The sequence below is a fragment of the Bradyrhizobium sp. AZCC 1678 genome (genome assembly GCF_036924765.1).
GTDB classification, from domain to species: domain Bacteria; phylum Pseudomonadota; class Alphaproteobacteria; order Rhizobiales; family Xanthobacteraceae; genus Bradyrhizobium; species Bradyrhizobium algeriense.
On record NZ_JAZHSE010000001.1, the window covers coordinates 831092 to 854957 of the forward strand.

The 23866-nt window shown below is 60.0% G+C and carries 24 protein-coding genes and 1 tRNA gene; 17 read left to right on the forward strand and 8 right to left on the reverse strand.

The window, feature by feature from the left end; translation table 11 throughout:
- Positions 1 to 96: 96 nt before the first annotated feature.
- The 3 genes from V1294_RS03955 to V1294_RS03965 all read left to right on the forward strand — a co-directional run bounded on the left by V1294_RS03955 (position 97) and on the right by V1294_RS03965 (position 4425).
- Positions 97 to 1470, forward strand: a complete 1374-nt coding sequence (locus V1294_RS03955; protein ID WP_334495287.1) for a hydrolase — start codon at positions 97 to 99, stop codon at positions 1468 to 1470.
- 140 nt (positions 1471 to 1610) lie between these two features.
- Positions 1611 to 2996, forward strand: coding sequence for a cytochrome P450 (locus tag V1294_RS03960; RefSeq protein WP_334495289.1), 1386 nt, complete (start codon positions 1611 to 1613; stop codon positions 2994 to 2996).
- A 19-nt stretch (positions 2997 to 3015) separates the two neighbouring features.
- Positions 3016 to 4425, forward strand: a complete 1410-nt coding sequence (locus tag V1294_RS03965; protein WP_108520229.1) for an adenylate/guanylate cyclase domain-containing protein — start codon at positions 3016 to 3018, stop codon at positions 4423 to 4425.
- Between the two features lie 3 nt (positions 4426 to 4428).
- Here the strand turns inward: V1294_RS03965 and V1294_RS03970 are convergent, their stop codons facing one another.
- Positions 4429 to 4905 (reverse strand): hypothetical protein, encoded by a 477-nt coding sequence (locus V1294_RS03970; RefSeq protein WP_334487888.1) that lies wholly within the window; start codon positions 4903 to 4905, stop codon positions 4429 to 4431.
- A gap of 390 nt (positions 4906 to 5295) precedes the next feature.
- Between V1294_RS03970 and V1294_RS03975 the strand changes: the two genes are divergently transcribed.
- The 5 genes from V1294_RS03975 to V1294_RS03995 all read left to right on the forward strand — a co-directional run bounded on the left by V1294_RS03975 (position 5296) and on the right by V1294_RS03995 (position 9224).
- Positions 5296 to 5799, forward strand: coding sequence for a tellurite resistance TerB family protein (locus V1294_RS03975; RefSeq protein WP_334487890.1), 504 nt, complete (start codon positions 5296 to 5298; stop codon positions 5797 to 5799).
- Between the two features lie 230 nt (positions 5800 to 6029).
- The gene (locus V1294_RS03980; RefSeq protein ID WP_334495290.1) at positions 6030 to 6809 is read left to right on the forward strand and encodes an SDR family NAD(P)-dependent oxidoreductase; all 780 of its coding nucleotides are present in this window, start codon (positions 6030 to 6032) and stop codon (positions 6807 to 6809) included.
- Positions 6810 to 6974: 165 nt separating this feature from the next.
- Positions 6975 to 7775 (forward strand): glutamine amidotransferase, encoded by an 801-nt coding sequence (locus V1294_RS03985; RefSeq protein ID WP_334495292.1) that lies wholly within the window; start codon positions 6975 to 6977, stop codon positions 7773 to 7775.
- A gap of 107 nt (positions 7776 to 7882) precedes the next feature.
- Positions 7883 to 8389, forward strand: coding sequence for a nuclear transport factor 2 family protein (locus tag V1294_RS03990; protein WP_334495294.1), 507 nt, complete (start codon positions 7883 to 7885; stop codon positions 8387 to 8389).
- Between the two features lie 22 nt (positions 8390 to 8411).
- Positions 8412 to 9224 carry an enoyl-CoA hydratase gene (locus V1294_RS03995; RefSeq protein WP_334495296.1) on the forward strand — a complete coding sequence of 271 codons (813 nt, stop codon included), beginning with the start codon at positions 8412 to 8414 and terminating at the stop codon, positions 9222 to 9224.
- A 113-nt stretch (positions 9225 to 9337) separates the two neighbouring features.
- Here V1294_RS03995 and V1294_RS04000 read toward each other — a convergent pair.
- Positions 9338 to 9413, reverse strand: a tRNA-Ala gene (locus V1294_RS04000).
- 194 nt (positions 9414 to 9607) lie between these two features.
- On the opposite strand from V1294_RS04000, the gene V1294_RS04005 reads away from it, so the two are divergent.
- Genes V1294_RS04005 through folD form a run of 3 tightly spaced genes read left to right on the forward strand, consistent with a single transcriptional unit; the run spans position 9608 to position 11123 of the window.
- Positions 9608 to 9898 (forward strand): YggT family protein, encoded by a 291-nt coding sequence (locus V1294_RS04005; protein ID WP_334487902.1) that lies wholly within the window; start codon positions 9608 to 9610, stop codon positions 9896 to 9898.
- A 6-nt stretch (positions 9899 to 9904) separates the two neighbouring features.
- Positions 9905 to 10237: a DUF167 domain-containing protein gene (locus V1294_RS04010; protein WP_334495298.1), complete on the forward strand. Its 333-nt coding sequence runs from the start codon at positions 9905 to 9907 to the stop codon at positions 10235 to 10237.
- A 1-nt stretch (position 10238) separates the two neighbouring features.
- Positions 10239 to 11123: a bifunctional methylenetetrahydrofolate dehydrogenase/methenyltetrahydrofolate cyclohydrolase FolD gene (folD, locus tag V1294_RS04015; protein ID WP_334495300.1), complete on the forward strand. Its 885-nt coding sequence runs from the start codon at positions 10239 to 10241 to the stop codon at positions 11121 to 11123.
- Between the two features lie 52 nt (positions 11124 to 11175).
- On the opposite strand, the gene V1294_RS04020 is transcribed toward folD, so the two are convergent.
- The 3 genes from V1294_RS04020 to V1294_RS04030 all read right to left on the reverse strand — a co-directional run bounded on the left by V1294_RS04020 (position 11176) and on the right by V1294_RS04030 (position 14034).
- Positions 11176 to 12657, reverse strand: coding sequence for a M20 family peptidase (locus tag V1294_RS04020; RefSeq protein WP_334495302.1), 1482 nt, complete (start codon positions 12655 to 12657; stop codon positions 11176 to 11178).
- Between the two features lie 142 nt (positions 12658 to 12799).
- Positions 12800 to 13333, reverse strand: coding sequence for an inorganic diphosphatase (gene ppa / locus V1294_RS04025; protein ID WP_334487911.1), 534 nt, complete (start codon positions 13331 to 13333; stop codon positions 12800 to 12802).
- 191 nt (positions 13334 to 13524) lie between these two features.
- A complete protein-coding gene (locus V1294_RS04030) occupies positions 13525 to 14034 on the reverse strand; it encodes a GNAT family N-acetyltransferase (RefSeq protein ID WP_108520852.1) in 510 nt (169 codons plus the stop codon).
- A 288-nt stretch (positions 14035 to 14322) separates the two neighbouring features.
- Between V1294_RS04030 and V1294_RS04035 the strand changes: the two genes are divergently transcribed.
- The 6 genes from V1294_RS04035 (at position 14323) to V1294_RS04060 (ending at position 20827) form a co-directional block, all read left to right on the forward strand.
- The gene (locus tag V1294_RS04035) at positions 14323 to 15222 is read left to right on the forward strand and encodes an alpha/beta hydrolase family protein (RefSeq protein WP_334495304.1); all 900 of its coding nucleotides are present in this window, start codon (positions 14323 to 14325) and stop codon (positions 15220 to 15222) included.
- Complete coding sequence (locus V1294_RS04040; protein ID WP_334495305.1) at positions 15219 to 15686, forward strand: DUF2269 family protein; 468 nt, start codon at positions 15219 to 15221, stop codon at positions 15684 to 15686. Before V1294_RS04035 ends, V1294_RS04040 begins: the two co-directional genes overlap by 4 nt.
- A gap of 6 nt (positions 15687 to 15692) precedes the next feature.
- Positions 15693 to 17012 carry an SDR family oxidoreductase gene (locus V1294_RS04045; RefSeq protein WP_334495307.1) on the forward strand — a complete coding sequence of 440 codons (1320 nt, stop codon included), beginning with the start codon at positions 15693 to 15695 and terminating at the stop codon, positions 17010 to 17012.
- Positions 17013 to 17036: 24 nt separating this feature from the next.
- Positions 17037 to 17444 carry a thiol-disulfide oxidoreductase DCC family protein gene (locus V1294_RS04050; RefSeq protein ID WP_334495308.1) on the forward strand — a complete coding sequence of 136 codons (408 nt, stop codon included), beginning with the start codon at positions 17037 to 17039 and terminating at the stop codon, positions 17442 to 17444.
- 96 nt (positions 17445 to 17540) lie between these two features.
- Positions 17541 to 19700: an ATP-binding protein gene (locus V1294_RS04055; RefSeq protein WP_334495310.1), complete on the forward strand. Its 2160-nt coding sequence runs from the start codon at positions 17541 to 17543 to the stop codon at positions 19698 to 19700.
- A 47-nt stretch (positions 19701 to 19747) separates the two neighbouring features.
- A complete protein-coding gene (locus V1294_RS04060) occupies positions 19748 to 20827 on the forward strand; it encodes a response regulator (protein WP_334495311.1) in 1080 nt (359 codons plus the stop codon).
- A 24-nt stretch (positions 20828 to 20851) separates the two neighbouring features.
- Here V1294_RS04060 and V1294_RS04065 read toward each other — a convergent pair whose 3' ends face one another.
- Genes V1294_RS04065 through dcm form a run of 3 tightly spaced genes read right to left on the reverse strand, consistent with a single transcriptional unit; the run spans position 20852 to position 23800 of the window.
- Positions 20852 to 22087 carry a type II restriction endonuclease gene (locus V1294_RS04065; protein ID WP_334495312.1) on the reverse strand — a complete coding sequence of 412 codons (1236 nt, stop codon included), beginning with the start codon at positions 22085 to 22087 and terminating at the stop codon, positions 20852 to 20854.
- Entirely contained in the window at positions 22084 to 22545 is a 462-nt protein-coding gene (locus V1294_RS04070; RefSeq protein WP_334495314.1) for a very short patch repair endonuclease, read from the reverse strand. The genes V1294_RS04065 and V1294_RS04070 overlap by 4 nt, the downstream gene beginning before the upstream one ends.
- Positions 22538 to 23800 (reverse strand): DNA (cytosine-5-)-methyltransferase, encoded by a 1263-nt coding sequence (gene dcm / locus V1294_RS04075; RefSeq protein ID WP_334495316.1) that lies wholly within the window; start codon positions 23798 to 23800, stop codon positions 22538 to 22540. Before dcm ends, V1294_RS04070 begins: the two co-directional genes overlap by 8 nt.
- Positions 23801 to 23866 lie beyond the last annotated feature (66 nt).

The window sequence follows — 23866 nt, forward strand, 5'->3', positions numbered from 1 at the left end:
GATGCCTGCGAAAACCCCGGCCTGTCCAGTCGCAGAGCGGCGCTCGACGGTGCTATCGCACAGCTAAGATATTGAAAAGCAACGGGAGGTTTGGAAATGAGGCTGTCGCGGCGGTCGATCCTGAAAAGTGCCGGAGCTCTGCCTTTACTGGCTGGCTCGTTCGGTCTCCCGCTTTTGGGTTTGCGGGTGCAAGCGCAGACGGCGCCGGCCGCGGTTCCTCCGGTCTTGTTCGTGCACGGCAATGGCGACCATGCGGCGCTCTGGATCACCACATTATGGCGCATGGAATCGAACGGCGTGCCGCGGGAGCGAATGCGGGCGATCAATTTCATCGATCCCTTGGCGCGCACCGATGACAAAGTGGAGCAGGCAAACCGTTCCTCGACCGAAGACCAGCGTCGCGAGCTGGGCGAGGCCATCAAGGAATTGCAGCGCCGCACCGGCGCGTCGCGCATCGCCCTCGTCGGCAATTCGCGCGGCGGCTATTCGATCCGCAATTACATCAGGAATGGTGGCGGGGCCGACATCAGCCACGCCGTGCTATGCGGCGTTCCCAACCATGGCATCTATGAATGGGACGAGGGGCTCGGCGGTGAGTTCAACGGCCGCGGTCCGTTTCTGCGCGGCCTGAACGAGGGTGAGAGCGAGGTGACGCCGGGCACGGCGTTTCTCACATTGCGCAGCGACGGCAACGACAAATATGCGCAAGCCGACGGGCGCTTCGTCGGCAAGCCGGGCACGCCGACCGGCGTAACATCGGACGGCCCTGCGCTGAAGGGCGCGGACAATCTCGTGCTCGGCGCGCTCGATCATCGCGAGGTCGCATTTCATCCACGCGCATTTCGCGAGATCTACAAATTCATCGCAGGGAGGGAGCCGTCGCGCATCGAGATCGTGCCGGAAGCGGAAGTCAAACTGAGCGGGCTTGTGACGGGCACGCCGGGCGGCGTTCAAACCAACCGTCCGGTATCCGGCGCGACGGTCGAAATCTATCGCGTCTCTCCCGAGACTGGCGAACGCATCGCCGGGCCGATCCATTCGTCGCAGACCGGCGCCGACGGCCGCTGGGGCCCGGCGCAGGTCGAGCCGAGCTGGTATCTCGAGATCGTGCTGACATCGGTCGGCACTCCCACCACGCATCTCTACCGCTCGCCGTTTCCGCGCTCCTCCGAAATCGCGCATCTGCGCGCCGCGCGCCCGCTCGGGCCGGCCGATGCGGGCGCGGGTGCCGTGGTGCTGATGTCGCGTCCGCGGGGCTATTTGGGTTTGCCGCGGGACGTGGTGCTGATCGACGGCAAGGAGCCGAAGGACGTGAAATCCGGCGTGCCGACCGATTCGGTCTCGACCTTGCGGCTTACCGCGGAGGAGGTTGGACGCCCGGTGGTGACCATATTCAATACAGAACGAATCGTGGCGCGGGCCTGGCCGGCCTCGGAAAACCGCATTGCGATTGCCGAATTGACTTACTAGCTATTTCGGATGGATGCGCCCTTATGGCGCCCGGATCGAAAGACATAGTTTGGCAGTAGCCCGCATGAGCGAAGCGATATGCGGGGCTTTGGCAGGATCCCGGATATCGCTGCGCTCATCCGGGCTACGAAAGTGGCACCATGAGCATAGCCGAAGCCTACGACATGCCGGCCGCACGTGCACCGCTGGTGCCGCCGAGCCCGCCGCGGGCGCCCGACGACATGACGGCGTTCGGGCGGATGAAGGCGATCCGCATCAGCCCGATCGGGAGCTGGGGCCAGCGCGCTTATGAGGAAGAAATCGTCCAGGGCCGCTTTGTCGGGCGCAACAGTTTCATTCTCAACGCGCCGGATGCGATCAAGCATGTGCTGGTCGACAATTACGAAAACTATACAAGGACGCCGGTCGGCATCCGCGTCTTGCGTCCGATCCTCGGCGAAGGTCTCTTGATTTCAGAAGGGCGCGCGTGGAAGCATCAGCGCCGGACGCTGGCGCCGGCCTTCACGCCGCGCGCGGTGACGCCGCTTATTCCGCACATGCTGGCGGCGACCGACGAGACGGTCGCCAAGCTGAGCGCGGCCAGCAACGCGCCCGTCGACCTGCGCGAAGCCATGCAGCGGATGACACTGGAAATCGCCGGCCGCACCATGTTCTCGTTCGGGATGGATCGCCACGGCGCTGCGTTGCGCGATTTCGTGATGGATTATGGTGAGCGGCTGGCGCGGCCGCATTTTCTCGATCTGCTGCTGCCGCTGGGCTGGCCGAGCCCGCAGGATTTCGCCCGCGCCCGCTTCCGCAAGCGCTGGACCGCCTTTGTCGGCACGCTGATGGCCGAGCGCCGCGCCGCCGGCAAGAACGAGGGCGCGCCGGCGCGCGATTTGTTCGACCTAATGGGTGACGCGCGCGATCCGGAAACCGGCCAGGCCTTCACCGATGCGCAGCTTGGCGATCAGATCGCGACCATGATCCTCGCCGGCCATGAGACCACGGCCACCGCGCTGTTCTGGGCGCTCTATTTGCTGGCGCTCGATCCTGCCGTCCAGCAGGACGTCGCTAACGAGGTACAGGGCGCAACCATCGACGGCACGCTCGATATCGAGCGGCTGAAATTCACCCGCGCGGTGATCGACGAAACCATGCGGCTCTATCCGCCGGCGTTCCTGATTGCGCGTGCAGCCAGTGGGCCGGATACGATCGCGGGGCTTCCGGTCAGGAAGAAGGATGTCATCCTGATCGCGCCGTGGCTGCTGCACCGGCACGAAAAGCTCTGGCGCGATCCGAACGCCTTCATCCCGTCCCGTTTCATGACCGGCACGCCGCCCGATCGCTTCGCCTATCTGCCGTTCGGCGTCGGCGCACGCGTCTGCATCGGCGCGCATTTCGCGCTGGTCGAGGCAACGCTGGCGCTGGCGAAGATGATCGGCGCGTTTCGGGTGACGCTGGTCGACAAGGAGCCGGTGATGCCGATCGGCGTGGTGACGACGCAGCCTGACCGTTCGCCGATGTTTGCGATCACGCCGCGATAATTTCATCCAGGGTTCCACCATGAGCAATACCCAGGCCCAGTTCTCCGTTCTGCGGCAGACCGCCGATCCCGCGGTCGTGGATGCCATTTCGCAGTTGATCGCGAAGGGCGAGGATCGCGATCTCAACCGGATCAACCTTTTGGATTTTTCCGCGCGGAACGGGCTCGACGAGGAAAAGGTCATTTCGGCCTTCCTGCATTCGGCGCGGCTCGGGCTGTTCGATCTCAGCTGGAATGTGCTGTGTCCCGGCTGTGGTGGCGTGCTCGGTGCGCACAACACCCTGAAATCCCTTCGGCACGACGACTACAATTGCGCGTTATGCGCTCAGGGTTATGAGGCATCCGTCGACGACCGCGTGGAGGTTTCTTTCACCGTCAGTCCCCGCGTCAGGCGGATCGCGGCGCATGATCCCAATACGTTGTCGATCTGGGAATATAACCGCCAGATGTTCTGGAGCTCGGGGATGGACCTGAGCGAAGAATCGATTGCGCGGCTGATCGATGAGGTGTCGCTCGAAGCCATCGAGCTGCCGGCGGGCGAGAAGGCAGTGCTGTCGCTGCAACTGCCCAATCAGTTCGTGATCGTGTTCGAGCCGGTGACGCATTCGGCGCATTTTCTGGATATCCAGGGTGAACCGACCCGCGAGCGCCAGCAGTTTTCCATCGTCTTCAACAAGCTGCACGCGCCGACCGGCACCACCGTGATGCGCCCCGGGCCGTTACGGCTGTCACTCGAAAACCAGACCGACCACCGGGTGCTGCCCGCGGTCTGGATCGCCAACGACACGCTTCATGAGCTGCTCGGCAAGCGCAAGCCAATCCTGACCGCCAAGCGGATGCTGTCGAACCAGACTTTTCGCGACGTCTTCAAGGCTGATAATCTCAATGTCGATCAGCGCCTGAAGATCACCTCGCTGACGTTCCTGTTCACCGATCTCAAGGGCTCCACGGCGCTCTATGAGCGGGTCGGCGATCTCGCCGCCTTCGATCTGGTGCGAGCGCATTTCCATGCGCTGCTCGAAATCATTGCGTCCGAGAAGGGCGCGGTCGTGAAGACGATCGGCGACGCCGTGATGGCGACCTTCATCCGGCCGGAACATGCGATCGTGGCGGGCCTGCGCATGCGCGCGGCGATGGCTCAGCTCAATGTCGAGCGTGGCAGGGAGGATCTGGTCGTCAAGATCGGCATCCACGAAGGTCCGTGCCTGGCGGTGATGCTGAACGAGCGGCAGGACTATTTCGGTCAGACCGTCAACATCGCTTCAAGGGTGCAGAGCCTGTCGACGTCGCAGGAGATTCACATCACGGGACCTGTGATCGACTCGCCGGCGGTCGCCACCATTCTGGAAAAAGAGGCGATCAGGCCGATCCAGAAGGAAGCGGCGCTGCGCGGTATCGCCGACAAAATGGTGGTGTATGAAATCCCCTGATCACTATTCGATCACGATCTCGCCGGTCATGCCGAGCTCGGCGTGGGTCTTGCCGTCGCTGGTCTTGATGTCGCAGCGCAGGTCGCTGGCACGGCCGGCCGCGACCGGCACCAGCCACCATTCGGCGGATTGTCCCGGATAGACCTCGATCTCGCGGATCGCGCCCTTGAATTCGGCGAGCGTCACGGCCTTGCCGTTCTGCTGCTGCGTCACCTGCACCTTGCGCGTGAACACCATCTGCGAGAACGCATGCGAGGTGAAGTAATGCGGATCGCTGCTCGTGTTGCGCAGGATCAGCTTGTAGAGCTTGCCGGTTTCGAATTTCAGTTGCTTCGGCGCGAATTCGTGTTTTCCGGGCGAGCCGAGATCGACCGTCACCTCGATCGGCGTCTGCCTCGACAGGTCGCCTGCCGCCAGCGCAGCTCCGGAAGCTACTCCCAACACAACGGCAGCACCAAGTGCGAAGCGGAAGGAGGCCATGTTCGTTTCCTTTTGAGAAATCGCTTGTTGAAACAACGAGTTCAGCATTTAATGCAAATGCGAATGATTTGCAATTAGATATCGGTCCTGCTGCCTGCGGCGAATCGCGCAGTCAGCCGCTAACCGACAGGCGGTGACCTTCGGGGGCGGCAAGGCGACGCGCGTCGAACCCATGCCCGCGGGGCCGCCGACCCAACAGGAAGCGAAGGCTCGGCACGTCGCTGTGGCCGTTGAGGGCGCTGCCTGGGTTTCGCGCAGATGTTTCCGTCCGTTCAACGTGACGTCGAATTAATCCGCCTGCACCGTCAGGGAGGCATCGCGCGGATTGCGGCGGCCAAATCCGCGACCCATATTCACCAAACGGCTTTCACGACTTTGCAGGGTAGATTGATGCTCGACGGACTGCGCCAATTCATTGCCGACATCGTTGCGCCCAGCGCGGATTCGGATCTGTCGTTCGACGATACCGGATATCTCCTGGCGGCGACGGCGCTGCTGGTTCACGTCGTCTCGCTCGATGGCGAGCCGAGCGCGATCGAGAAGCGCAAACTGCACAGTTTGATCGAGAGCCGCTTCAAGCTCGATCCCGGTACAGCGGATCATTTGATCGCGTCGGCGACGCGGGCCGAAGGCGAGGCGGTCGATCTCTATCATTTCACCAGCGTCATCATGCGTTCGGTCAATGAGGAGGGCCGGCTCCGCATCATCGAGATGATGTGGGAGCTGGTATACGCGGACGGCCAGGTCAGCGAGTTCGAGGATAACGTCGTCTGGCGCGCGGCTGATCTGCTCGGTATTTCATCGCGCGACCGGATCGATCTCAAGCATCAGGTGGCGGAGCGGCGGTCGGCCTCTTCTGCGGACGCGCCGAAGGCCGAAGATGCGGCGATGTGACGATACGCGGCGCGAGCCACGCGTCATTGCAGATGACGAAACTTTAATCTGCGGCGCAATCGGCTGCGCCAACGCGCGATAAGCCTGAAAACATAGAGAATTCAGCGTGCGCGGCACGCGGGCCTGCATGGCGCCATGTTTGAGGGGTGGCTTGCGCCACACCACGCGCCTATGCTCTCGTTCCAATGCTGGCGGCATAACCTCCAATTGATTTTCAAGAGCATTCGATCGTGACTGAGCGTGTGACGCTGATAACCGGTGCATCGGCGGGCATAGGCACCGAGCTGGCGCGCGTTTTTGCATCAAAGGGTCATCGCGTGGCGCTGGTGGCACGGCGCGCAGAGCGCCTGGAAGCGCTGGCGAGTGAAATCAAGACGGCGGGCGGCGCAGCGCCGATCGTCATTCCTTGCGACCTTGCGCAACCCGATTGCGGCGACAGGATTGCCGAGGCGTTGACTGCCTCCGGCGTCGAGGTCGAATACATCGTCAACAACGCTGGATTCGGCGTGTTCGGCCGAGCGATCCAGCGAGATCGGTCCAATCAACTCGAGATCATCGCCGTCAACGTCCGCGCGCTCACCGACCTGTCGCTGCGGTTCTCCGATCACCTGATCCGCAATCGCGGCGGCCTCCTCAATGTCGGCTCGATCGCCGGCTTTCTGCCGGGGCCGGGAATGGCGGTCTATTACGCGTCCAAGGCCTTTGTGCTGTCGTTCACCGAGGCCATGCGCGCGGAGTTGGCGCCACATGGCGTGCGCGTGACGGTGTTGTGTCCCGGCCCGGTGCCGTCGGAATTTCAGGCGCGGGCCGGATTCAGGCCCGGATTTGATTCGGCGATCCTCAACGTCTCGCCGGCTGCGGTCGCACAGCAGGCCTATAGCGGGTTGATGGCGAACAAACGGGCAGTGCTGCCTGGCCTGGGCATCAAGATCGTGCCGTTCCTGCTCCGGTTGTTTCCACGCTCCTTTATCCTCGGCGCGGTCGGCCGCTTTCAACTCCGCCAGCGCTGAGAAAATCCCGGGTTTTTGCGGGCAAAAGCGCGCGTGTGCCGAGCACGCGCGCGCAGGCCGCGTTTGGCCCGCGGCTTGCTTCCACTTTTTGATGTGTGCGTGAACTCACGCGAAATTAAGACTCACTTAGGTATGGTTTCGGTTTGAGGTGCCAGAGCAACGTCGATGTCGTTCCGGTCGAACAATAATGACGAAAACGTGCTGCCCTTTCCGGGCAGACCCACGTTGGGTGCGGCTGACCCGGCCCTCCTCAAGCCGGTCCTGATCGTTCTGCACCAGGAGACCTCGACGCCGGGACGGGTCGGCAATGCGCTGCGGACGCTCGGCCACCCCCTCGACATCCGACGCCCACGGTTCGGCGATCCGTTGCCGGAAACGATGGACCAGCACGCCGGCGCGGTCATCTTCGGCGGCCCGATGAGCGCCAACGACTCCGACGATTATGTCCGACGCGAGATCGATTGGATCGAAATCCCCCTGCGCGAGCAGCGACCGTTTCTCGGCATCTGCCTGGGCGCGCAGATGCTTGCCAAACAATTAGGCGCGCAGGTCGCACCGCATCATGAAGGCCGGGTCGAGATCGGCTACTATCCGATCCGGCCGACGGAGGCCGGATATGCGCTATGCCCGGACTGGCCGGAGCGTGTCTATCACTGGCACGGCGAAGGATTTCAACTGCCTCGCGGCGCAAAGCTGCTCGCCGAAGGCGACGACTTTCCGGTGCAGGCGTATCAGCACGGTCATGCGTTCGGCTTCCAGTTTCATCCCGATGTGACCTACGCCATGATGCATCGCTGGACCACGCGCGGATGCGTCCGCATGGAGTCGCCGGGCGCGCAACCGCGTCACCTTCACTTCGAAGGCCGCGCGGTGCACGACGTGATCGAACGGGCGTGGTTGAAGAATTTCATTGCGGGCTGGATCGCGTGCGCGCCGCGCGCGCTCATGCTGGATGCCGCCGAATAGCCGCCACGCGGAATTTTCCCGCGCGTCCGAACATCTTTCAAAATTCCGGGATGTGATAGAGTCGCTGCCTGAAGCCTGCGGATACCAGCAGGCGAATGGGAGGCGACATGACCGGCGACGAGTTTGCATCGCTGCTCAGTGATTTCACGCTGTCGGCGGAGTCAGGCGATGGCGCGGGCTTCGCCGACCATTTCACCGAAGACGCCGTCTATCACGACTACATCTACGGCCCGCATCGAGGCCGCGCCGACATCGCGCATATGATGCAGAACCTGTTTCATCGCGACGCCACCGATTATCGCTGGGAAATGTTCGATCCCGTCTTCGACGGACGCCAGGGCTATGCGTGGTCGCTGTCGAGCTTCACGTCGACGATTCCGCAGTTCAAGGGGCGGCGCGTGGTGATCGACGGCATGAGCCGCTTTCTCGTGCGTGACGGGCTGATCGCGGAGTATCGCGAGTCCGTCAATGGCGGCGTCGCGATGACGCAACTCGGCGTCGAGCCGGCGCGGATGGAAAAAGTATTCCGGCGCTGGACCGGATGGCTCAGCGAGCGTCCGGAAACACAGGATTATCTGGCGCGGCCCAAGGGCTCGCGCGCGAAACGTCAATGACAGAAACGACAGGGAGATCGCGATGACCTATCAGCATATTCTCTACGAGGTGATCGACAAGATCGCGACCGTCACGCTCAACCGGCCCGACCGCATGAATGCGTGGACCGTGACCATGGAGCGCGACGTGCGCCACGCGATGGAGGCGGCGGCCGGTGATGACAGCGTCCGCGTCATCGTGCTCACCGGCGCCGGTCGCGCCTTCTGCGCCGGCGCCGACATGGAAGCCTTGCAGGGCATCGATCCCAACGAGATCCGTCGCGGCGAGAACACGCCGCCGTTCGACATGAACCGACGGGCGGACTGGCAGACGCGCTACGCCTATTATCCGGCGATCCCGAAGCCCGTGATCGGCATGCTGAACGGCGCCACCGCCGGCATCGGCCTCGTCCATGCGCTCTATTGCGACCTGCGTTTTGCCGCCGACAATACCGTCTTCACCACCTCGTTTGCGCGCCGTGGGCTGATCGCCGAGCACGGCATCAGCTGGATGCTGCCGCGCATCGTCGGCCACGCCAATGCGCTCGATTTGCTGATGTCCGCGCGGCGGGTCACCAGCGAGGAGGCGCTGCGGATCGGGCTGGTCAACCGCCTCTATCCGCCGGACCAGTTGCGCGAGCAGACCTATGCCTATGCGCGGGATCTCGCCGATTTCGTCTCGCCCAGCGCGATTTCGGTGATCAAGCGGCAGCTCTACGACGTGCCGTTCCAGACGCTGGCCGAAGCCACCATCGACGCCAACCGCGAAATGCAGATCGCGCTGAAGGGGAGCGATTTCCGGGAGGGCGTGGCGAGTTTTGTGGAGAAGCGGGCGCCGAAGTTTACGGGGAAGTGAGGGGGGAGATTGCGGATCCAGCCCGTCGTCGCCCTGCGGGCTATGCCGGGCACCACGCTTCGCCCTTCAGGCTCTTGCGTGGCTGCGCCACGCGTAGCCCGAAGGGCGAAGCGTGGTGGAGCCAGGCGGGATCGAACCGCCGACCTCGTCATTGCGAACGACGCGCTCTCCCAGCTGAGCTATGGCCCCGTCGCGACCGCCTCGAAGTGACCCGAAGCGATCGACAATCGGCGCCATTTACAATCCGGCCCAAGGCCAAGTCAAGAACGGTGCAAGAAATCTGAAACGGTTGATTTTGACGTCATTTTGCCGGGAACTTCCCTTGTTTGCGGGGGAATGAACCGATATCTAGCTGGATATCCCTCCTCGCGAGCCCCCGCCACATGCGCGCTATCCTGGAAGTCATTCTTATCGTCTTGGACCTCTATGTCTGGCTGCTGATCGCCTCCGCGATTCTGTCCTGGCTGATCGCCTTCAATGTCGTCAACACCCGCAACCAGTTCGTGGCGGCGGTGGCGGAATTCCTGTACCGGATCACCGAGCCGGCGCTGGCGCCGATTCGCAGGTTCATGCCCAATCTGGGGGGGCTCGACATCTCGCCGATCATCCTGATCCTGTGCATTATCCTGGTTCAAAAGCTCATCGCGTATAACGTGGCGCCTTACTTCACGTGAGCGGCGGTGGATCCCTGGCGCTATTCCACCGACGGCATCAGCGTCGCGCTGCGGGTGACGCCGCGCGGCGGTCGTGACGACATCGACGGCATTGAAACGCTCGCCGACGGCCGTTCCGTGGTCAAGGTGCGTGTTCGCGCCATTGCCGATGGCGGCGAGGCCAACCGCGCGGTGATGGAACTGCTGGCGAAGATTCTCGGCGTGCCGAAGGCGCGGGTGAAGATCCTTTCGGGGACGACCTCGCGCCTCAAGCAGGTTGCCGTCGCCGGCGATCCTAAAATTCTCGGCGAAACGCTGCGAAAGGCGGCCGCAGCCAAGCCGGAAAAGACGAAGGATTGAGATGACGGCACGCATTATCGACGGAAAGATCATTGCGGCGGAGCTTCGCACCCGGGTCGCCGACGAGGTCGCGCGGGTCAAACGCGAGCATCAGCTCACGCCGGGCCTTGCCGTGGTGCTGGTCGGCAACGATCCTGCCAGCGAGGTCTATGTCCGCAGCAAGCAGACGCAGACGCAGGCCGCCGGCATGGCCTCGTTCGAGCACAAGCTGCCCGCCGATGTGGCGCAGGCCGATCTGCTGGCGCTGATCGCAAGGCTCAATGGCGATCCGACCGTGCACGGCATTCTCGTGCAGTTGCCGCTGCCGAAATCGATCCACACCGAAACGGTCATCAACGCGATCGATCCCGCCAAGGATGTCGACGGCTTGCATCCCAACAATGCCGGCCGGCTGGCGGGCGGCTTTGCCGCGCTGTCGCCATGCACGCCGCTCGGCTGCATCATCCTGACCAAGAGCGTGCATGCTTCGCTGGAAGGCATGAATGCCATCGTGATCGGCCGCTCCAACCTGGTCGGCCGCCCCCTGGTGCAATTGCTGCTCAATGAAAATGCCACGGTGACGATTGCGCATTCGCGCTCAAAGGATCTGCCGCAACTCTGCGCCCGTGCCGATCTGGTCTATGCTGCCGTAGGCCGACCAGAGATGGTGCGCGCCGGCTGGATCAAGCCCGGTGCCACCGTGATCGATGTCGGTATCAACCGCACGCCATTGCCCGACGGCAAGACCCGCCTCGTCGGCGACGTCGCGTTTAAGGAAGTCGCCGAGGTCGCAGGCGCCATCACGCCGGTGCCCGGCGGCGTCGGGCAGATGACGGTGGCGTGCCTGCTGGTGAATACGCTGCGCGCGGCGTGTGCGATTCACGGGCTGCCGAAGCCGGGTGTGTGAGTTGGGGTTTCTCCCTCTCCCCGTGAAGAACGGGGCGAGGGAGCGATCACAGCTACCCTGCAGCGTTCTCGATCAGCCGCCGATAAAACCGGATCATGTCGGCATAGCCCTCGACGGGAAGGCGCTCGTTGGTGCCGTGGAAGCGCTTCAGGTCTTCCGAATTGGCACGCACCGGCGAGAAGCGGAAAATCTTGTCCGTAATGCCTGTGTAGTGGCGCGAGTCGGTGGCGGCGACCATCAGGCCGGGCGCGACGATCACGTCCGGATAGATTTCCCGGATGGTCCGGTTGAGCATCTGGAACGACGGGCTTGAGATTGCCGTCACCGGCGGCGGGTCGGTGTTGCCGGGAAACGGTTTGATGGAAATACGGTCATTGGCAATCGTGCCGCGCACGTGATCGATCACGCTCCCTTGCGTGTCGCCGGGGATCAGTCGGAAGTTGATCGTCGCCTCGGCATTGCCGGGCAACACATTGTCCTTGTCGCCGGCGTTGAAGATCGTCAGCGCCGTGGTGGTGCGCACCATTGCTTCCGTCGGCCCGCTCTTTTCGAACTCGCGCAGCAACAGCGGCCTGAACAGCCAGAGGTTCGACAGCACCACGCGGTTGAAGCCGGACATCTCGGGCGCCAGCGTGTCGAACATCTCCGCGACCGTGCTGTGGATCTGCATCGGTAGCCGATGGTCCTCCAGCCGCGTCAGCGCCGCGCTCATCATGCCGATCGCGGTATCGCGCGGCGGCATCGACGAATGGCCGGACGTGGCCTGCGCGTTCAGCACCAGCGTGGCATAGCCCTTTTCGGCAACACCGATCAGCGCCGCCGGCTTGTCGAGCCCCTTCATGATGCCTTCGGTGATCAACAGGCCCTCGTCGATCACGAAGTCGAGGCGGATGCCACGCGAGGCGAGTAACGCTGCGATCGATTTGGCTCCCGCGGTGCCGGCCGTTTCCTCGTCATGGCCGAACGCGAAATAGATCGTGCGTTTGGGGCGGAAACCGGCCTTGACCATGGCTTCGGCAGCCTCAAGCATCGAATAGAGGTTGCCCTTGTCGTCCCAGGAGCCGCGGCCCCAGATGAAGCCGTCGGCGATCACGCCGTCAAAAGGCGGCTGTTGCCAATCCTTCTCGGTGCCCGGTGCCACCGGCACGACATCCTGATGCGCGAGGAATGCGATCGGCTGCGCCCTCGGATCGGAGCCTGCCCATGTGTAGAGCAGGCTGTAGCGACCGACGATTTCGCGTTTCGCTGCGGCATGAAATGCCGGGAAGCTCTTTTCGATATGCGCGCGCATGCCGCGGAGTGCTTCGGCGTGCTGGTCGGGCTTTTCGTTGCTGGAAATGGTCCGGAAGCGGATCGCTTCGGACAGGCGCCTGGCCGACGCCTGTGCGTCGACCTCGGCGCGCGGCACGGCCGCCACCTGAAGCTGCCGCGAACCGAGGGTGAGGGTGTTGAATGCAAGGATGCCGGTGAGGATGATGATGACAGCGATCGCGAACAGCAGGATGTTGCGGATGACACGGATCAGCCGGCGCATGGTGTTGTTTCCCCCGTCATTGCGAGCGAAGCGAAGCAATCCATAGCGCAACAAGCGGTCAAATGGATTGCTTCGTCGCTAGCGCTCCCTTGCGCAAACGCTTTGCGTTTGTCGCAGGCAATGACGGCATTGGAAGCGCCGCCTATTTCTTTGCCTTCGCCCGTTCGATGCCTTCCAGGATCAGCCGGTGGGCGTCCTCGGCGCCGCCCCAGCGCAGCACCTTCACCCATTTGCCCTTCTCGAGATCCTTGTAGTGCTCGAAGAAGTGCTGGATCTGCTGCAGCGTGATGTCGGGAAGGTCGCTGTAGGTCCTGACCTTGTCGTAGCGCTGGGTCAGCTTGGAAGATGGCACTGCGATGATCTTCTCGTCGCCGCCGGCCTCGTCCTCCATCAGCAACACGCCCACGGGGCGCACGCTCATCACGGCGCCCGGCACGATCGCGCGGGTATTGGCGACCAGCACGTCGCAGGGGTCGCCGTCGCCCGACAGCGTGTGCGGGATGAAGCCGTAATTGCCGGGGTAGCGCATCGCCGTATAGAGGAAGCGGTCGACCACCAGCGTGCCGGCTTCCTTGTCCATTTCATATTTGATCGGCTCGCCGCCAACCGGCACCTCGACGATGACGTTGACGTCGTGTGGCGGATTTACTCCGATCGGAATGGCGTCAATGCGCATAAAGGGCTCCGCTTGGTGTTGAGGGATGCGCCCTGAACCGGGCGCGCGTTAGCGCCGGTTTAGCCCCGCAGTGCAGCAGGGGGAAGCCTCAAATACAGCCTGATCGGGAAAAGTCGGCACGCCTTTTCGTCGCGACAAACGCAAACGCTTGCGCGGAGACCATGCTCAAATCCAAAGAAAATAGAACAGACTCAGTTGGTCCAGGCGAAAGCGACTTTGTCGAGCGACTTCGGCCCGAACTTCTCCGAGGAGCGTGCCACCATCCGGCCGCCGAGCGCACGGTAGAATTCCGTCGCCGGGTCGTTGTCAGACAGCGCCCAGATCACCATGCTCTTCAGCCCGCTCTGCATCAAATCGCGCCGGGCAGCGGTGAAGAGGCGGCGGCCGAAGCCGAGGCCCTGGAATTCCGGCCGCAGATAGAGCTCGTAGATCTCGCCTTCGAAATGCAGGCTGCGGGCGCGGTTGCGGCCGTAATTGGCGTAGCCCGCGACCTTGTCGCCGAATACCAGCACGCTGACGCGGCTGCCTTTGCGGATCGCGCTGTCCCACCATTGCGGGCCGCGACGGTTGATGAGTTTTTCGAGCTCGGCGCCGGGAATGATGCCCTGATAGGCGGAACGCCAGGCTTCATCATGGGTAGACGCCACCGCGGCTGCGTCTGCAGCCTTGGCCGGTCGGACCTCGATCAGGGTTGTGCTCATGACCTGATCAAAGCAAGTCGGCGGGCCGTCTTCAAGGTCCATCGTTAATTATCGGTTAACCTGTGGATTTTCTGCATCAGTTTTTGTTGTTCTGTACCGAAAGAGGACAGCGGACCTGTCCTTAACGGTATTTGCCGAAAAATGCCGGGCGAAATGGTTGTCAGAACTACCTGCGGAAACGTCTCCGCGAATACCGTTCACGGAAAAATGGGCTGGATTTGATTCGCCGGCGGTATTCTGTTGGTGACTTCGCAAATTCGCCCGCCCTCGGCTGTGTCAGGCCCGTTCATGCATCCGCCAAACCTGCTTTTTGCGCTGGTTCTCGTGGCCGCGCTCGGTGTGAAGGCCGCATCCGCGCAGCCCGCCCTTGGCGCCCAGGGTGCGGAGGGCGAACCGCACCGGCTGCAGCAATGGCTGGTACCTTCTCCTGATCCCGCAACCACGGCGCATGCGGTGCTGTTCAGGCCGCCTGGCGAGGGGCCGTTTCCGCTCGCCGTGATCGCGCACGCCTCCACCCAAAACGTGTTGCGACGGGCGCAAATGCCGCAGCCCGAATACCGCGCGCTCGCCGGCTGGCTGGTCGCGCGCGGTTTTGCCGTGCTGGTGCCCGAGCGTCCGGGCCATGGCGCGACGGGCGGAAAATACCTCGAAGATCAGGGCGGCTGCGACGAGGCTGATTACGCCAAATCCGGCCGCGTCACGGCCGATGAGATCGCCGCCGCGGTTGGCCTTCTGCGGAAGCAATCCTTCATCCGTCCCGAGGGCATGGTCGTGATCGGTCATTCGGCCGGTGCCTGGGGCGCGCTCGCGCTGGCCGGCGAAGACCCAAAAGAAATTGCCGCCATCATCGCTTTCGCGCCGGGGCGTGGCGGGCATGCAAATGATTTTCCGGGCCGGGTCTGCGCGCCGCATACGCTGATGGCCGCGGCGGGCGAGTTCGGCAAGGCCGCACGCGTGAAGGTGATCTGGCTGGTGGCCGCCAATGACAGCTACTTTTCGCCCGCTTTCTCGCGCCAACTGGCCGACGCGTTTCGTGGTACCGGCGGCAAGGCCGATTTTCGCGTGCTGCCGGCCCATGGCAGCGAGGGCCACTGGCTGGTGGAAACCGAGGGCGGGGTAAAACTCGCCGGAAGTGAACTCGATCGCGCCTTGAAGGCGCGACCGGCAACCACGGCGAAGAAGCGATGACGCTGTATTTCCTCGTCAAATATCTGCATGTGGTGGGCGCGATCGTCATTCTCGGCACCGGCGCCGGCATCGCGTTCTTCATGCTGATGGCCCATCGCAGCCGGGACGCGGCCTTCATCGCGCGCACGGGCGAAACCGTCGTGATCGCCGACATGCTGTTCACGCTGATGGCGGTGCTGCTGCAGCCGATGAGTGGCGGCGTGCTGATGTGGCTGTCCTCCACCATGTGGAGCGAGCGCTGGCTGATGACCTCGCTCGGGCTCTATGTCGTCGCCGGGCTGTTCTGGGTGCCGGTGATCTTCATGCAGATCGAAATGCGCGATCTCGCACGCAAGGCGGTCGAGCAAAACCAGGAGTTGCCGCCGCGCTATTTCGCACTTTTCCACCGCTGGTTTCTATTTGGGATTCCCGGTTTTGGCTCTGTCATGACTATTCTCTGGCTGATGATCGCCAAACCGCTTTAGGCAGGCATGAACGCCGGTAACCGAAAAATCCTCGTGCTCGGCGCCTCCGGCTTGATCGGCCGCTTCGTGACCGATGATCTGCGCACGCGGGGATTTTCCGTCGTGGGCGTTGCCCGAAGATTATCCGCTTCGCAGAAGAGCGGCCCGCTCGATCTCGAACTGCCTGTTATGTCGATGGAGGCAGCCCAACTGGCGCGGCTGCTGCGCGATCACTGCATCGATGTCGTCGTCAATTGCCTTGGCGTGCTGCAGGACGGCCCCGGCAGCGACACGGCCGCCGTGCATTGCGATTTCGTCGCGCGTCTGTTGCAGGCGATCCATGAAAGCGACCGTACGATCCGGCTGGTGCATATCTCGATTCCCGGCACGACCGAGACCGACCGAACCGCCTTCAGCACCACCAAGCGCGAGGCCGAACGGCTGATCGCGGAATCCGGCGTCGCGTTCACGATCCTGCGGCCGGGCTTCGTGGTGGCGCTCGCGGCCTACGGCGGCAGCGCCATGGTGCGCTCGCTCGCGGCGTATCCGTTCGATCTTCCGGCCGCCCAGCGGGCCGCGCCATTCCAGCCGATCGCCATGGAGGACATTGCCGCGACCATCGCCTGGCTTGCGGTGCGCGATGCTTCTGAGGCGAACGCCGTGACGTGGGACCTGATGCAGGAGCAACCGGTCACGCTCGGTGACGTGATCGATCAATTCCGCGAGGTGTTCGGCACCGGCAGATGGTGGCGCATTGTGATGCCGGCGTTCCTGCTCGATCTCGGCGCCAGGCTCGGCGATCTCGCGAACCAGCTCGGCTGGATGCCGCCGATGCGAACCACCGCGATCGCGGAGCTGCGCCGCGGCGTCAGCGGCGATCCCGCCGACTGGATGGCCGCCACCGGCATCGTGCCGAAGCGTATCGAACAGACGGCCGGAAAACGCCTGGCGACCATCCAGGACAAATGGTTTGCCCGGCTGTTTCCGATCAAGGCGTTGATGATCGCAAGCCTCGTGGTGTTCTGGGTCGTCTCGGGCTTGATTGCGCTGGTGATTTCCTATGACGCTGCGGCGGGAATCCTGAGCAGCCACGGGTTTCCGCCGGCGCTGGTTGCCCCCATCACCATCGGTACCAGCCTGATGGATATGGGCATCGGCGTGCTGATCGCGTTCCGCCGCACCGCGGCAATTGGCTTGGTTGCAGGTATCGTCGCGTCGCTGGGTTATATGGTTGGCGCGGCAATACTGACGCCAGACCTCTGGATCGAGCCGCTCGGCGCGCTGGTGAAGACCGGCCCCGCCGTCGTCCTGATGCTGGTGTCGCTGCTGACCCTGGACAACCGATGACCCCAAGCCCATGACCCCAAGCCCATGACCCATTGGGCCGACGATGACGTGATCCTCTATGACGGCGTCTGCGTCTTCTGCTCGCGCTGGGTCCGCTTCGTCGCTACCCGCGACGTGGAGCGAAGATTCCGCTTCACCGCGATCCAGTCGCCCTATGGCACGCGGCTGGCGCAGGCTTTTAAAATCGATCCCGATGACCCCGATACCAATGCTGTCGTCCACGGCGGCGTCGCACATTTCAAATCCGACGCCGCATTAATGGTGCTGGGCTCGCTGCCCGGCTGGCGGTGGACGCGGGCATTGTTTGTTGTCCCGAAGCCGGTGCGCGACGCCGTCTACAGTCTCGTCGCGCGAAATCGGTATCGGATATTCGGGAAGTACGAGAAATGCTTCGTGCCTGATGCAGAGATGCGGGTTAGGGTGATGGAATAACGAGGCTATGAACAAGGCTCCAAGGCACAATCAAAAGTAGAGTAGATAACGGATCATTCTCTTGCTAGAGTTGCGCAACATTTCAGGCAGATTGGTATGACGGCTGACAACGAAAGAAAGCTCCGATTTCGGCCTCGAGCACGTATTATCAGAACCATCGGCGACCAATTAATCAGCGGCCCGGAAGCTGCAGTGATAGAGCTCGTCAAGAATTCTTATGACGCGGATGCATCATTTGCCTCAATCAAGTTCATACCTCCGCTGGAGGTTGGGAAGGGAAGAATAGTTTTTGCGGATGATGGTGTCGGTATGACACTCGCCGATATTGAGAACAAGTGGATGGAGCCGGCCACCACGTCGAAAACGGCGACGCGGCTTTCCGCATTGCGACGACGGCGCATGATGGGATCGAAGGGCATTGGACGGTTCGCCGCAGCAAAACTCGGTTCCAAAATGGCATTAAACTCTGTGAGCGTCAGAGACGGGAAAAGAGTGGAGGTCTTGATTCCCGAACTTGATTGGAACCTATTCAATTCCGAAGCATATTTGGCCGACATCTCCATCGACTACCTGATCCAAAATACAGATCAGCCCTCGGGAACAACAATCGAAATTTCGGAATTGGCGGAGGCTTGGCCAGAAGCCAAGCTCGAGAGGCTGTATAGGGAGCTTCGACGGTTGATATCTCCACTGGATCAATCCACCGAAGATCGCTTCAGCATCTACCTAGATTTGTCAGATTGCACTAGGCAGACCGTCGGATTTGATGGTGCAGAGTTGTTGGGTGTTCATCCGGTACATAACGATTTCCGTGTTGACCACCTTGCTCCTCCGCCACAGTTCGAGGTCCAGCCCTTCCCACTCTTGGATACAAGTGACTACGAGGTTATAGGTGCATTTGACCCTAATGGTCGCTTCGAAGGAACGATCGAAATCCGTCGGGGACGTCAGTCGCCGCGGCCTATCGAACTTTCATTGCCTCTAAAGGAAGATGAGGCTCCCTGCGGAAACGTATCAGTTCGCCTATCTATTTTTGATAGAGAAGCAGACGCCGTGCGTGAGGCCGTCAAGAAGGCGGGGTTTGGAAACGTCACCGCGACAGAGGCTCGCCGCATACTAGACGAGATCTCTGGTATTGCGATTTATCGGAATGGCTTTCGAGTCCGTCCTTATGGTGATCCGGAGAATGATTGGCTTACGCTTGATACGCGACGCGTACAGAATCCCACTCTTCGGATCGGTCACAATCAGGTCGCCGGATATGTATCCGTTGAGGATCCGAACATCTCCGGCTTAGTGGAGAAGAGCAGTCGAGAGGGGTTTGAGCAAAGCGCATCGTTTCTGCGTTTGTATAGATTGATAACGGGCTTGTTTGCACAATCGGTCGAACCTGAACGTCTCAAGTTTCGTGAAGATGCGGGGATTGGTAGAAGGAAAACGACATCCTTTGAAGAACTAAAGAAGCTTTCCGAGTTTGAGAATCTTGAGAAGCTACTGCCTAATATTCCCGCCGATAAACGCTCGAGCGCAAAGGAACTGATTGCAAAGCAGTCGGCGCTGTTGACCGAGAAAATAGAGGATTTGGAAGAGCGTCAACGCATCTTGGAAGCGCAGTCGTCTCTTGGCCAAATCATTGGCGAAGTTCTTCATGAAGGGGCGCCAAGTGCGACTTTCTTGGCTAAAACGGGTCAACGACTACGACAGAGATACCATCATCTCTTCAACAATGGCGACTTGACGGAGCGAACCAAAGCAGAATTCCCGGAGAAGTTGGCGCTTGTCCAGGAGAGTGGAGAAAAACTCCAAAATCTCTTTTCGACTCTTCGGCCGCTTTCTGGCTCGAGGCGCGGTCCGCCAACCGATTTTTACGGAGTTGACGTTGCGCACGCGGTCCTTGGAATTTTCCTAAGTCACAATATTGCTACCAAGATTCACGAGGAGGGTCAGCAAATAAGGCTGTCAGGATACCCCGATGATCTAAAGACAGCTCTCGTGAATCTCGTAAGCAATTCCATCCACTGGCTTGAGGACGCAAAAACACCGAACCCTCGGATAGACATTTCGTTTCGTTGGGCAAGCCGGGAAGCAATAATTTATGTTGACGATAATGGGCCGGGAATCCCGGATGAGTTTGCGGAGAGAGTCTTCGACGTAGGGTTTACACTCAAGAACAACGGAACTGGGTTAGGCTTGAACATTGCGAGAGAAGCGGCTCGCGAGGTCCAATGCGACTCTTGCTTGCCATCTCCATGTTAGGCAGGGCACTCGTTTTGAGATACGCTTTCCAAGTGTGAGGTAATTACGTGTCACAGAGGCTCCTTTTTGTCGAAGACATAAAAGCTCAACGTTTGCTATTCGAGGAAGCTCTCGAAGAATGGAACACAGCTAACGCCGACAAACAGTTTGAACTCGCAACTGCCGAAACATACGAAGCTGCGACGCAGATGCTAAGGACATCGCGATATGACGCGGCTTTGTTGGATTTGCGTCTACCCGGCGAGAATGGAAATCTTCTCGGGGAAGAGTTGGCAAAGGCGTGCGTATTTCATTATGGCATTCCAGCCGCTGTCATCAGTGGACATCCTGCAGATTTTGATCAGTCTCGGTTTAACAGAATGGTGGCAATCTTCGATAAGGGAGATGGCGACGCGTACGAGAAAGCAATTGAGTGGTTTGGTGGCCTCTCGCACATGATGACCGTGCTTTCTGGGGCGAGGCAGACAATCCAGCAACTCGGTGCAACCGTTTTCTTTCTTCGAGTGTGGCCGCGATGGAGTGCCTATGAGCGATTAAAGGGTATCGATGACAATCATCTAGTTGGGATCGTTAGTCGGCAATACGCGAGCCACGTTGCAGACATTCTGGGTATCGATTCGGAGGAAAACGTAAAGTGGCACCCTTTCGAGAACTACGTTGTTCCTGCTCTGTTAGAAGATCGGCCGCACACGGGTGATCTATTTGACTTGGACGGTGAGTTTTGGATCGTGCTTACTCCTCAATGTGACATGGCAACAGAGAAGGCCGTTAGCGTGCTCTTGGCTCGTTGCGAGCAGAAGCCGGAAAAGGCTGTGTGGGAGAAGTATGTTGCTGGGCTCCAACCCGGATCGTCCGCTTCAAAGAGGGGCGACGCCGACAGATTCTTTGGAAGGCTCGTAAATCAATCTGAGCCAGCGCAGCACTTTCTTCCGCCCCTGCATGACGGATTGCCTTTAATGGTTGATTTTAAGAATTTGCGGACGATTCCGTATGCTGATCTTAAGCAGAGTTTGAATACACGAGTTGCTTCCGTGGCTAATCCGTTTTTGGGGAATTTAACCCAGCGATTCGGCGCATATGTTAGTCGTATGGGCCAACCCAACATTGACACGAGCCATTTCGCTTGACCGCTTATCCCCGTAGTCAACCGGTCATGGCGGCTGTCGCGATCTTGCGAGTTCGACGAACTCGGTTAGACTCATCAAGGCCTTCTGTTGCGAATGTTTGAAGGTTTCATGCAATTGCTTCGGGAGCACAAGCTGGAGATGTTTTGCCCTCATTTCGTTAGTTTGATTCTCGGAAATTCCTGGCTCCAAAGTAAACAAGTGCTTTGTCTTAATCCTATTGGCTTCAGACAGGACTTGACGCCACCGATCTTTGCAAGTGGATTTTGCGCCCAGCATGATGAGGTCGTTTGCCGGAAATTCGAGTAGGCCATATTCCTTTGCACCTGGAAATAGAAAGTCCGGCTTGTTGTTGTTCTCCGTCTTCGCTCCTCTTTCGAACTTCAACTCATTCAGCCTGAAAATAGTAGCTAAGTGATTCTCTAGAGCGGAGCCGGCGCGTGATTTGCGGCGATTTTGAACGCTTAAAGAGAATTTGATAAAGCCTTCGACATCAGCCCGCTTCCCCAACATGAAGCCATCAGCAAGTCGATTTGACACGATATGCCGTTCGAGCGTTCTGAACAGCCTCTCCTCGAATTCGATCCAGGTCGTCAAGGCGTGATCGGGGCTATCTATCGCACTTACGTCAGGCGCGTGCTTGCGTACAAAGATGGAGAATTGATCCGTAGAAGGAAATCTCGGGCCAAACTTCTTCAAGAGCAGATCAAGCCACTCGTCTTCAGTAATTATTGCTTCAATCTCGATCATTTCGAGAATGTAACGGGCGGTGAACGATAGCTCTTGACCATGCTCGCGACGGAAGTCGCGCTGATTGTCTTCGAACTTATCGTCTGTCGCCTGCAGGCCGAATAACCAAAGCAACTGCTGCCTAATGGCACTATCCGAAGCGCAGCTCATCGCGAGTAAGGGGCCTGTCCTCGGCTTGCAGAAGAACAGCGTGTCGCCGGCGCGAGCCTTATAAACGACTTCCTCAGCTGCAGCCGGATAATAGAGTCTGTACTCTGGCTCCCTACGTGGTTGATTTTTCCGACTGTTGTACCACGTACCTTCAAGCTCAAGTCGAAATGGGGGAGTATCGTCTTGAAGTCTGATATATGTGACCGCAATCTTTTGCTTGCCGTCGGGCGAGCCGAGGAATTCTCGAAAGGCGTCTACGCCTTGGTACTCGTGACCACGAGACGTTTCAGGATCAATCTCTGTTGCTGCGAGGGTCTTTGCGGCTGCTCCCACAAAATACTCTGAAAGGTAGCCTTGTCTCATTTTTTGCTCGTCCCCCGCAACTCATGTTGTTCCCTGCGTGAGGAGAGCCAGCGCGCAGTTCTATCAATAGTTGATTTCGCAGGAAGCGACTCCCGTCCTTTGAGCCCGCACTCCCAGATAACGCAGCATCGCCAGCCAGCCTCTTTGAGAGCAATGATCGCGGTCTGATCAACCGTTCGATTACGATTAATCTTCTTGCGCCAGAAATCTATTCTCGTCTTCGGCCATTTGAACAGATGACAATCATGCCCATGCCAAAAGCAACCATGGACAAAAATTACGGCCCGGTGCTTGGGAAACACAAGGTCGGGCTTACCCGGCAAGCGCTTGTCGTGAAGCAGGTAGCGAAAGCCTCGCGCATGCAAGCCGCGCCGGATGATCAGTTCGGGTTTGGTATTTTTGCCGCGGATGCCCGCCATCATTCGGCTTCGAACAGCGGCCGAAACGACGTCAGCCATAAGCAAAGGCTCGTTCTGGCTCTTGGATAAACGGAAGTTCCGGCTGTTTTTCGGGTTTTCTGGCTCCGCGATTCTCAGTCGCGCTCAGAATATGCGGCTTCATAAGTTCGGCAATCGAACTGACGACCGGAACGACAACTGCATTTCCAAACTGTCTGTACGCCTGAGTGTCCGAAACCGGAATCCGAAAGTCCGACCCGTCGACGTGCCTAAAGCCCATGAGCCTTGCGCACTCACGTGGCGTCAGTCGGCGTGGTCGCTTGCGTGGTTGAGCGATCAGAACTTCTGATCCGTCCTTGAAGTAGCGCGCTGAAAGGGTGCGAGCCACGTCGTCCGGCCCGAACAGGCTGTAACCAAACCCATTGCCCTTGGCCTCGTGCTTGTTCTTGTAGTCCTTCAGATAGTTCCAGAGATGGGCAGTCAGCGTGTATTTCGGGTCAGTAGTATCGTGCGAGTCCAGAATTGATCCAAGTTTTGGCCCTTGTTCGGGAACGACAAGCTGGTCGAAGTTAAACCGGCTCTCATTCTTGAAGCCGACGATGAAGATGCGCTCGCGCTTCTGCGGAACCCATGGAGCAGAATTGATGACGCGATGATGCACCTCATATCCAAGCTCGTTGCGCAGAACATTGACGATAGTCGCAAACGTGCGACCCTTGTCATGCCGCTGCAAGTTCTTGACGTTCTCGAGAAGGAATGCCGGTGGTTGATGTTGCGCAATGATTTGCGCGAGATCAAAGAACAAGGTGCCTTGTGTGTCGCACAGAAAACCATGGGGCCGACCGAGAGCATTCTTTTTCGACACGCCCGCAATCGAAAAGGGCTGACAGGGGAAGCCCGCAAGAAGAACGTCATGTGCGGGGATCAGTGAAGGGTCCTTCGAATAATCCCTGATATCCCCGGCGATCGGATGGTCATTCCCGAAATTTTCCCGATAGGTGATTTGGGAATACTTGTCCCATTCGGACGTGAAAACGCATTGGCCCCCGATCGCATCGAAGCCGATTCTTAAGCCACCTATGCCGGCAAACAGATCAACAAACCTGAACGCCGCAGGCTTCTTTCGCTTTTCCGGCAAACGGGCCAGGTGCTCCTTCAGCCACTTGATCGCGATAGGGGAAGGCCGCGACTCACCGCTCTCATATCGAATAACCGTGCGCTCGGTGACGCCAAGTAAATCGGCTGTCTCGGACCGGGTCAGCCCCGTTTTCAGCCGAAGGGTTTCGAATTCGACCGAATGAGCGGCGCGGGTCATGAGGACTCTTTCGCTGGGATAACAATGGACAATCTGTCAGTGATTCGTCCCAGGATGTATACTTGT

Excerpts from the sequence above, each read along its gene's own strand:
- V1294_RS04045 (WP_334495307.1), top strand. The coding sequence starts at position 15,693 with ATGAACGCCGGTAACCGAAAAATCCTCGTGCTCGGCGCCTCCGGCTTG.
- V1294_RS04020 (WP_334495302.1), bottom strand. The coding sequence starts at position 12,657 with ATGCGCCGGCTGATCCGTGTCATCCGCAACATCCTGCTGTTCGCGATC.
- V1294_RS04035 (WP_334495304.1), top strand. The coding sequence starts at position 14,323 with ATGCATCCGCCAAACCTGCTTTTTGCGCTGGTTCTCGTGGCCGCGCTC.
- V1294_RS03960 (WP_334495289.1), top strand. The coding sequence starts at position 1,611 with ATGAGCATAGCCGAAGCCTACGACATGCCGGCCGCACGTGCACCGCTG.
- V1294_RS03995 (WP_334495296.1), top strand. The coding sequence starts at position 8,412 with ATGACCTATCAGCATATTCTCTACGAGGTGATCGACAAGATCGCGACC.
- dcm (WP_334495316.1), bottom strand. The coding sequence starts at position 23,800 with ATGACCCGCGCCGCTCATTCGGTCGAATTCGAAACCCTTCGGCTGAAA.
- V1294_RS03975 (WP_334487890.1), top strand. The coding sequence starts at position 5,296 with ATGCTCGACGGACTGCGCCAATTCATTGCCGACATCGTTGCGCCCAGC.
- V1294_RS04005 (WP_334487902.1), top strand. The coding sequence starts at position 9,608 with ATGCGCGCTATCCTGGAAGTCATTCTTATCGTCTTGGACCTCTATGTC.
- V1294_RS04040 (WP_334495305.1), top strand. The coding sequence starts at position 15,219 with ATGACGCTGTATTTCCTCGTCAAATATCTGCATGTGGTGGGCGCGATC.
- V1294_RS03985 (WP_334495292.1), top strand. The coding sequence starts at position 6,975 with ATGTCGTTCCGGTCGAACAATAATGACGAAAACGTGCTGCCCTTTCCG.
- V1294_RS03955 (WP_334495287.1), top strand. The coding sequence starts at position 97 with ATGAGGCTGTCGCGGCGGTCGATCCTGAAAAGTGCCGGAGCTCTGCCT.
- V1294_RS03965 (WP_108520229.1), top strand. The coding sequence starts at position 3,016 with ATGAGCAATACCCAGGCCCAGTTCTCCGTTCTGCGGCAGACCGCCGAT.
- V1294_RS03990 (WP_334495294.1), top strand. The coding sequence starts at position 7,883 with ATGACCGGCGACGAGTTTGCATCGCTGCTCAGTGATTTCACGCTGTCG.
- V1294_RS04055 (WP_334495310.1), top strand. The coding sequence starts at position 17,541 with ATGACGGCTGACAACGAAAGAAAGCTCCGATTTCGGCCTCGAGCACGT.
- V1294_RS03970 (WP_334487888.1), bottom strand. The coding sequence starts at position 4,905 with ATGGCCTCCTTCCGCTTCGCACTTGGTGCTGCCGTTGTGTTGGGAGTA.
- V1294_RS04070 (WP_334495314.1), bottom strand. The coding sequence starts at position 22,545 with ATGGCTGACGTCGTTTCGGCCGCTGTTCGAAGCCGAATGATGGCGGGC.
- folD (WP_334495300.1), top strand. The coding sequence starts at position 10,239 with ATGACGGCACGCATTATCGACGGAAAGATCATTGCGGCGGAGCTTCGC.
- V1294_RS04050 (WP_334495308.1), top strand. The coding sequence starts at position 17,037 with ATGACCCATTGGGCCGACGATGACGTGATCCTCTATGACGGCGTCTGC.
- V1294_RS04065 (WP_334495312.1), bottom strand. The coding sequence starts at position 22,087 with ATGAGACAAGGCTACCTTTCAGAGTATTTTGTGGGAGCAGCCGCAAAG.
- ppa (WP_334487911.1), bottom strand. The coding sequence starts at position 13,333 with ATGCGCATTGACGCCATTCCGATCGGAGTAAATCCGCCACACGACGTC.
- V1294_RS04030 (WP_108520852.1), bottom strand. The coding sequence starts at position 14,034 with ATGAGCACAACCCTGATCGAGGTCCGACCGGCCAAGGCTGCAGACGCA.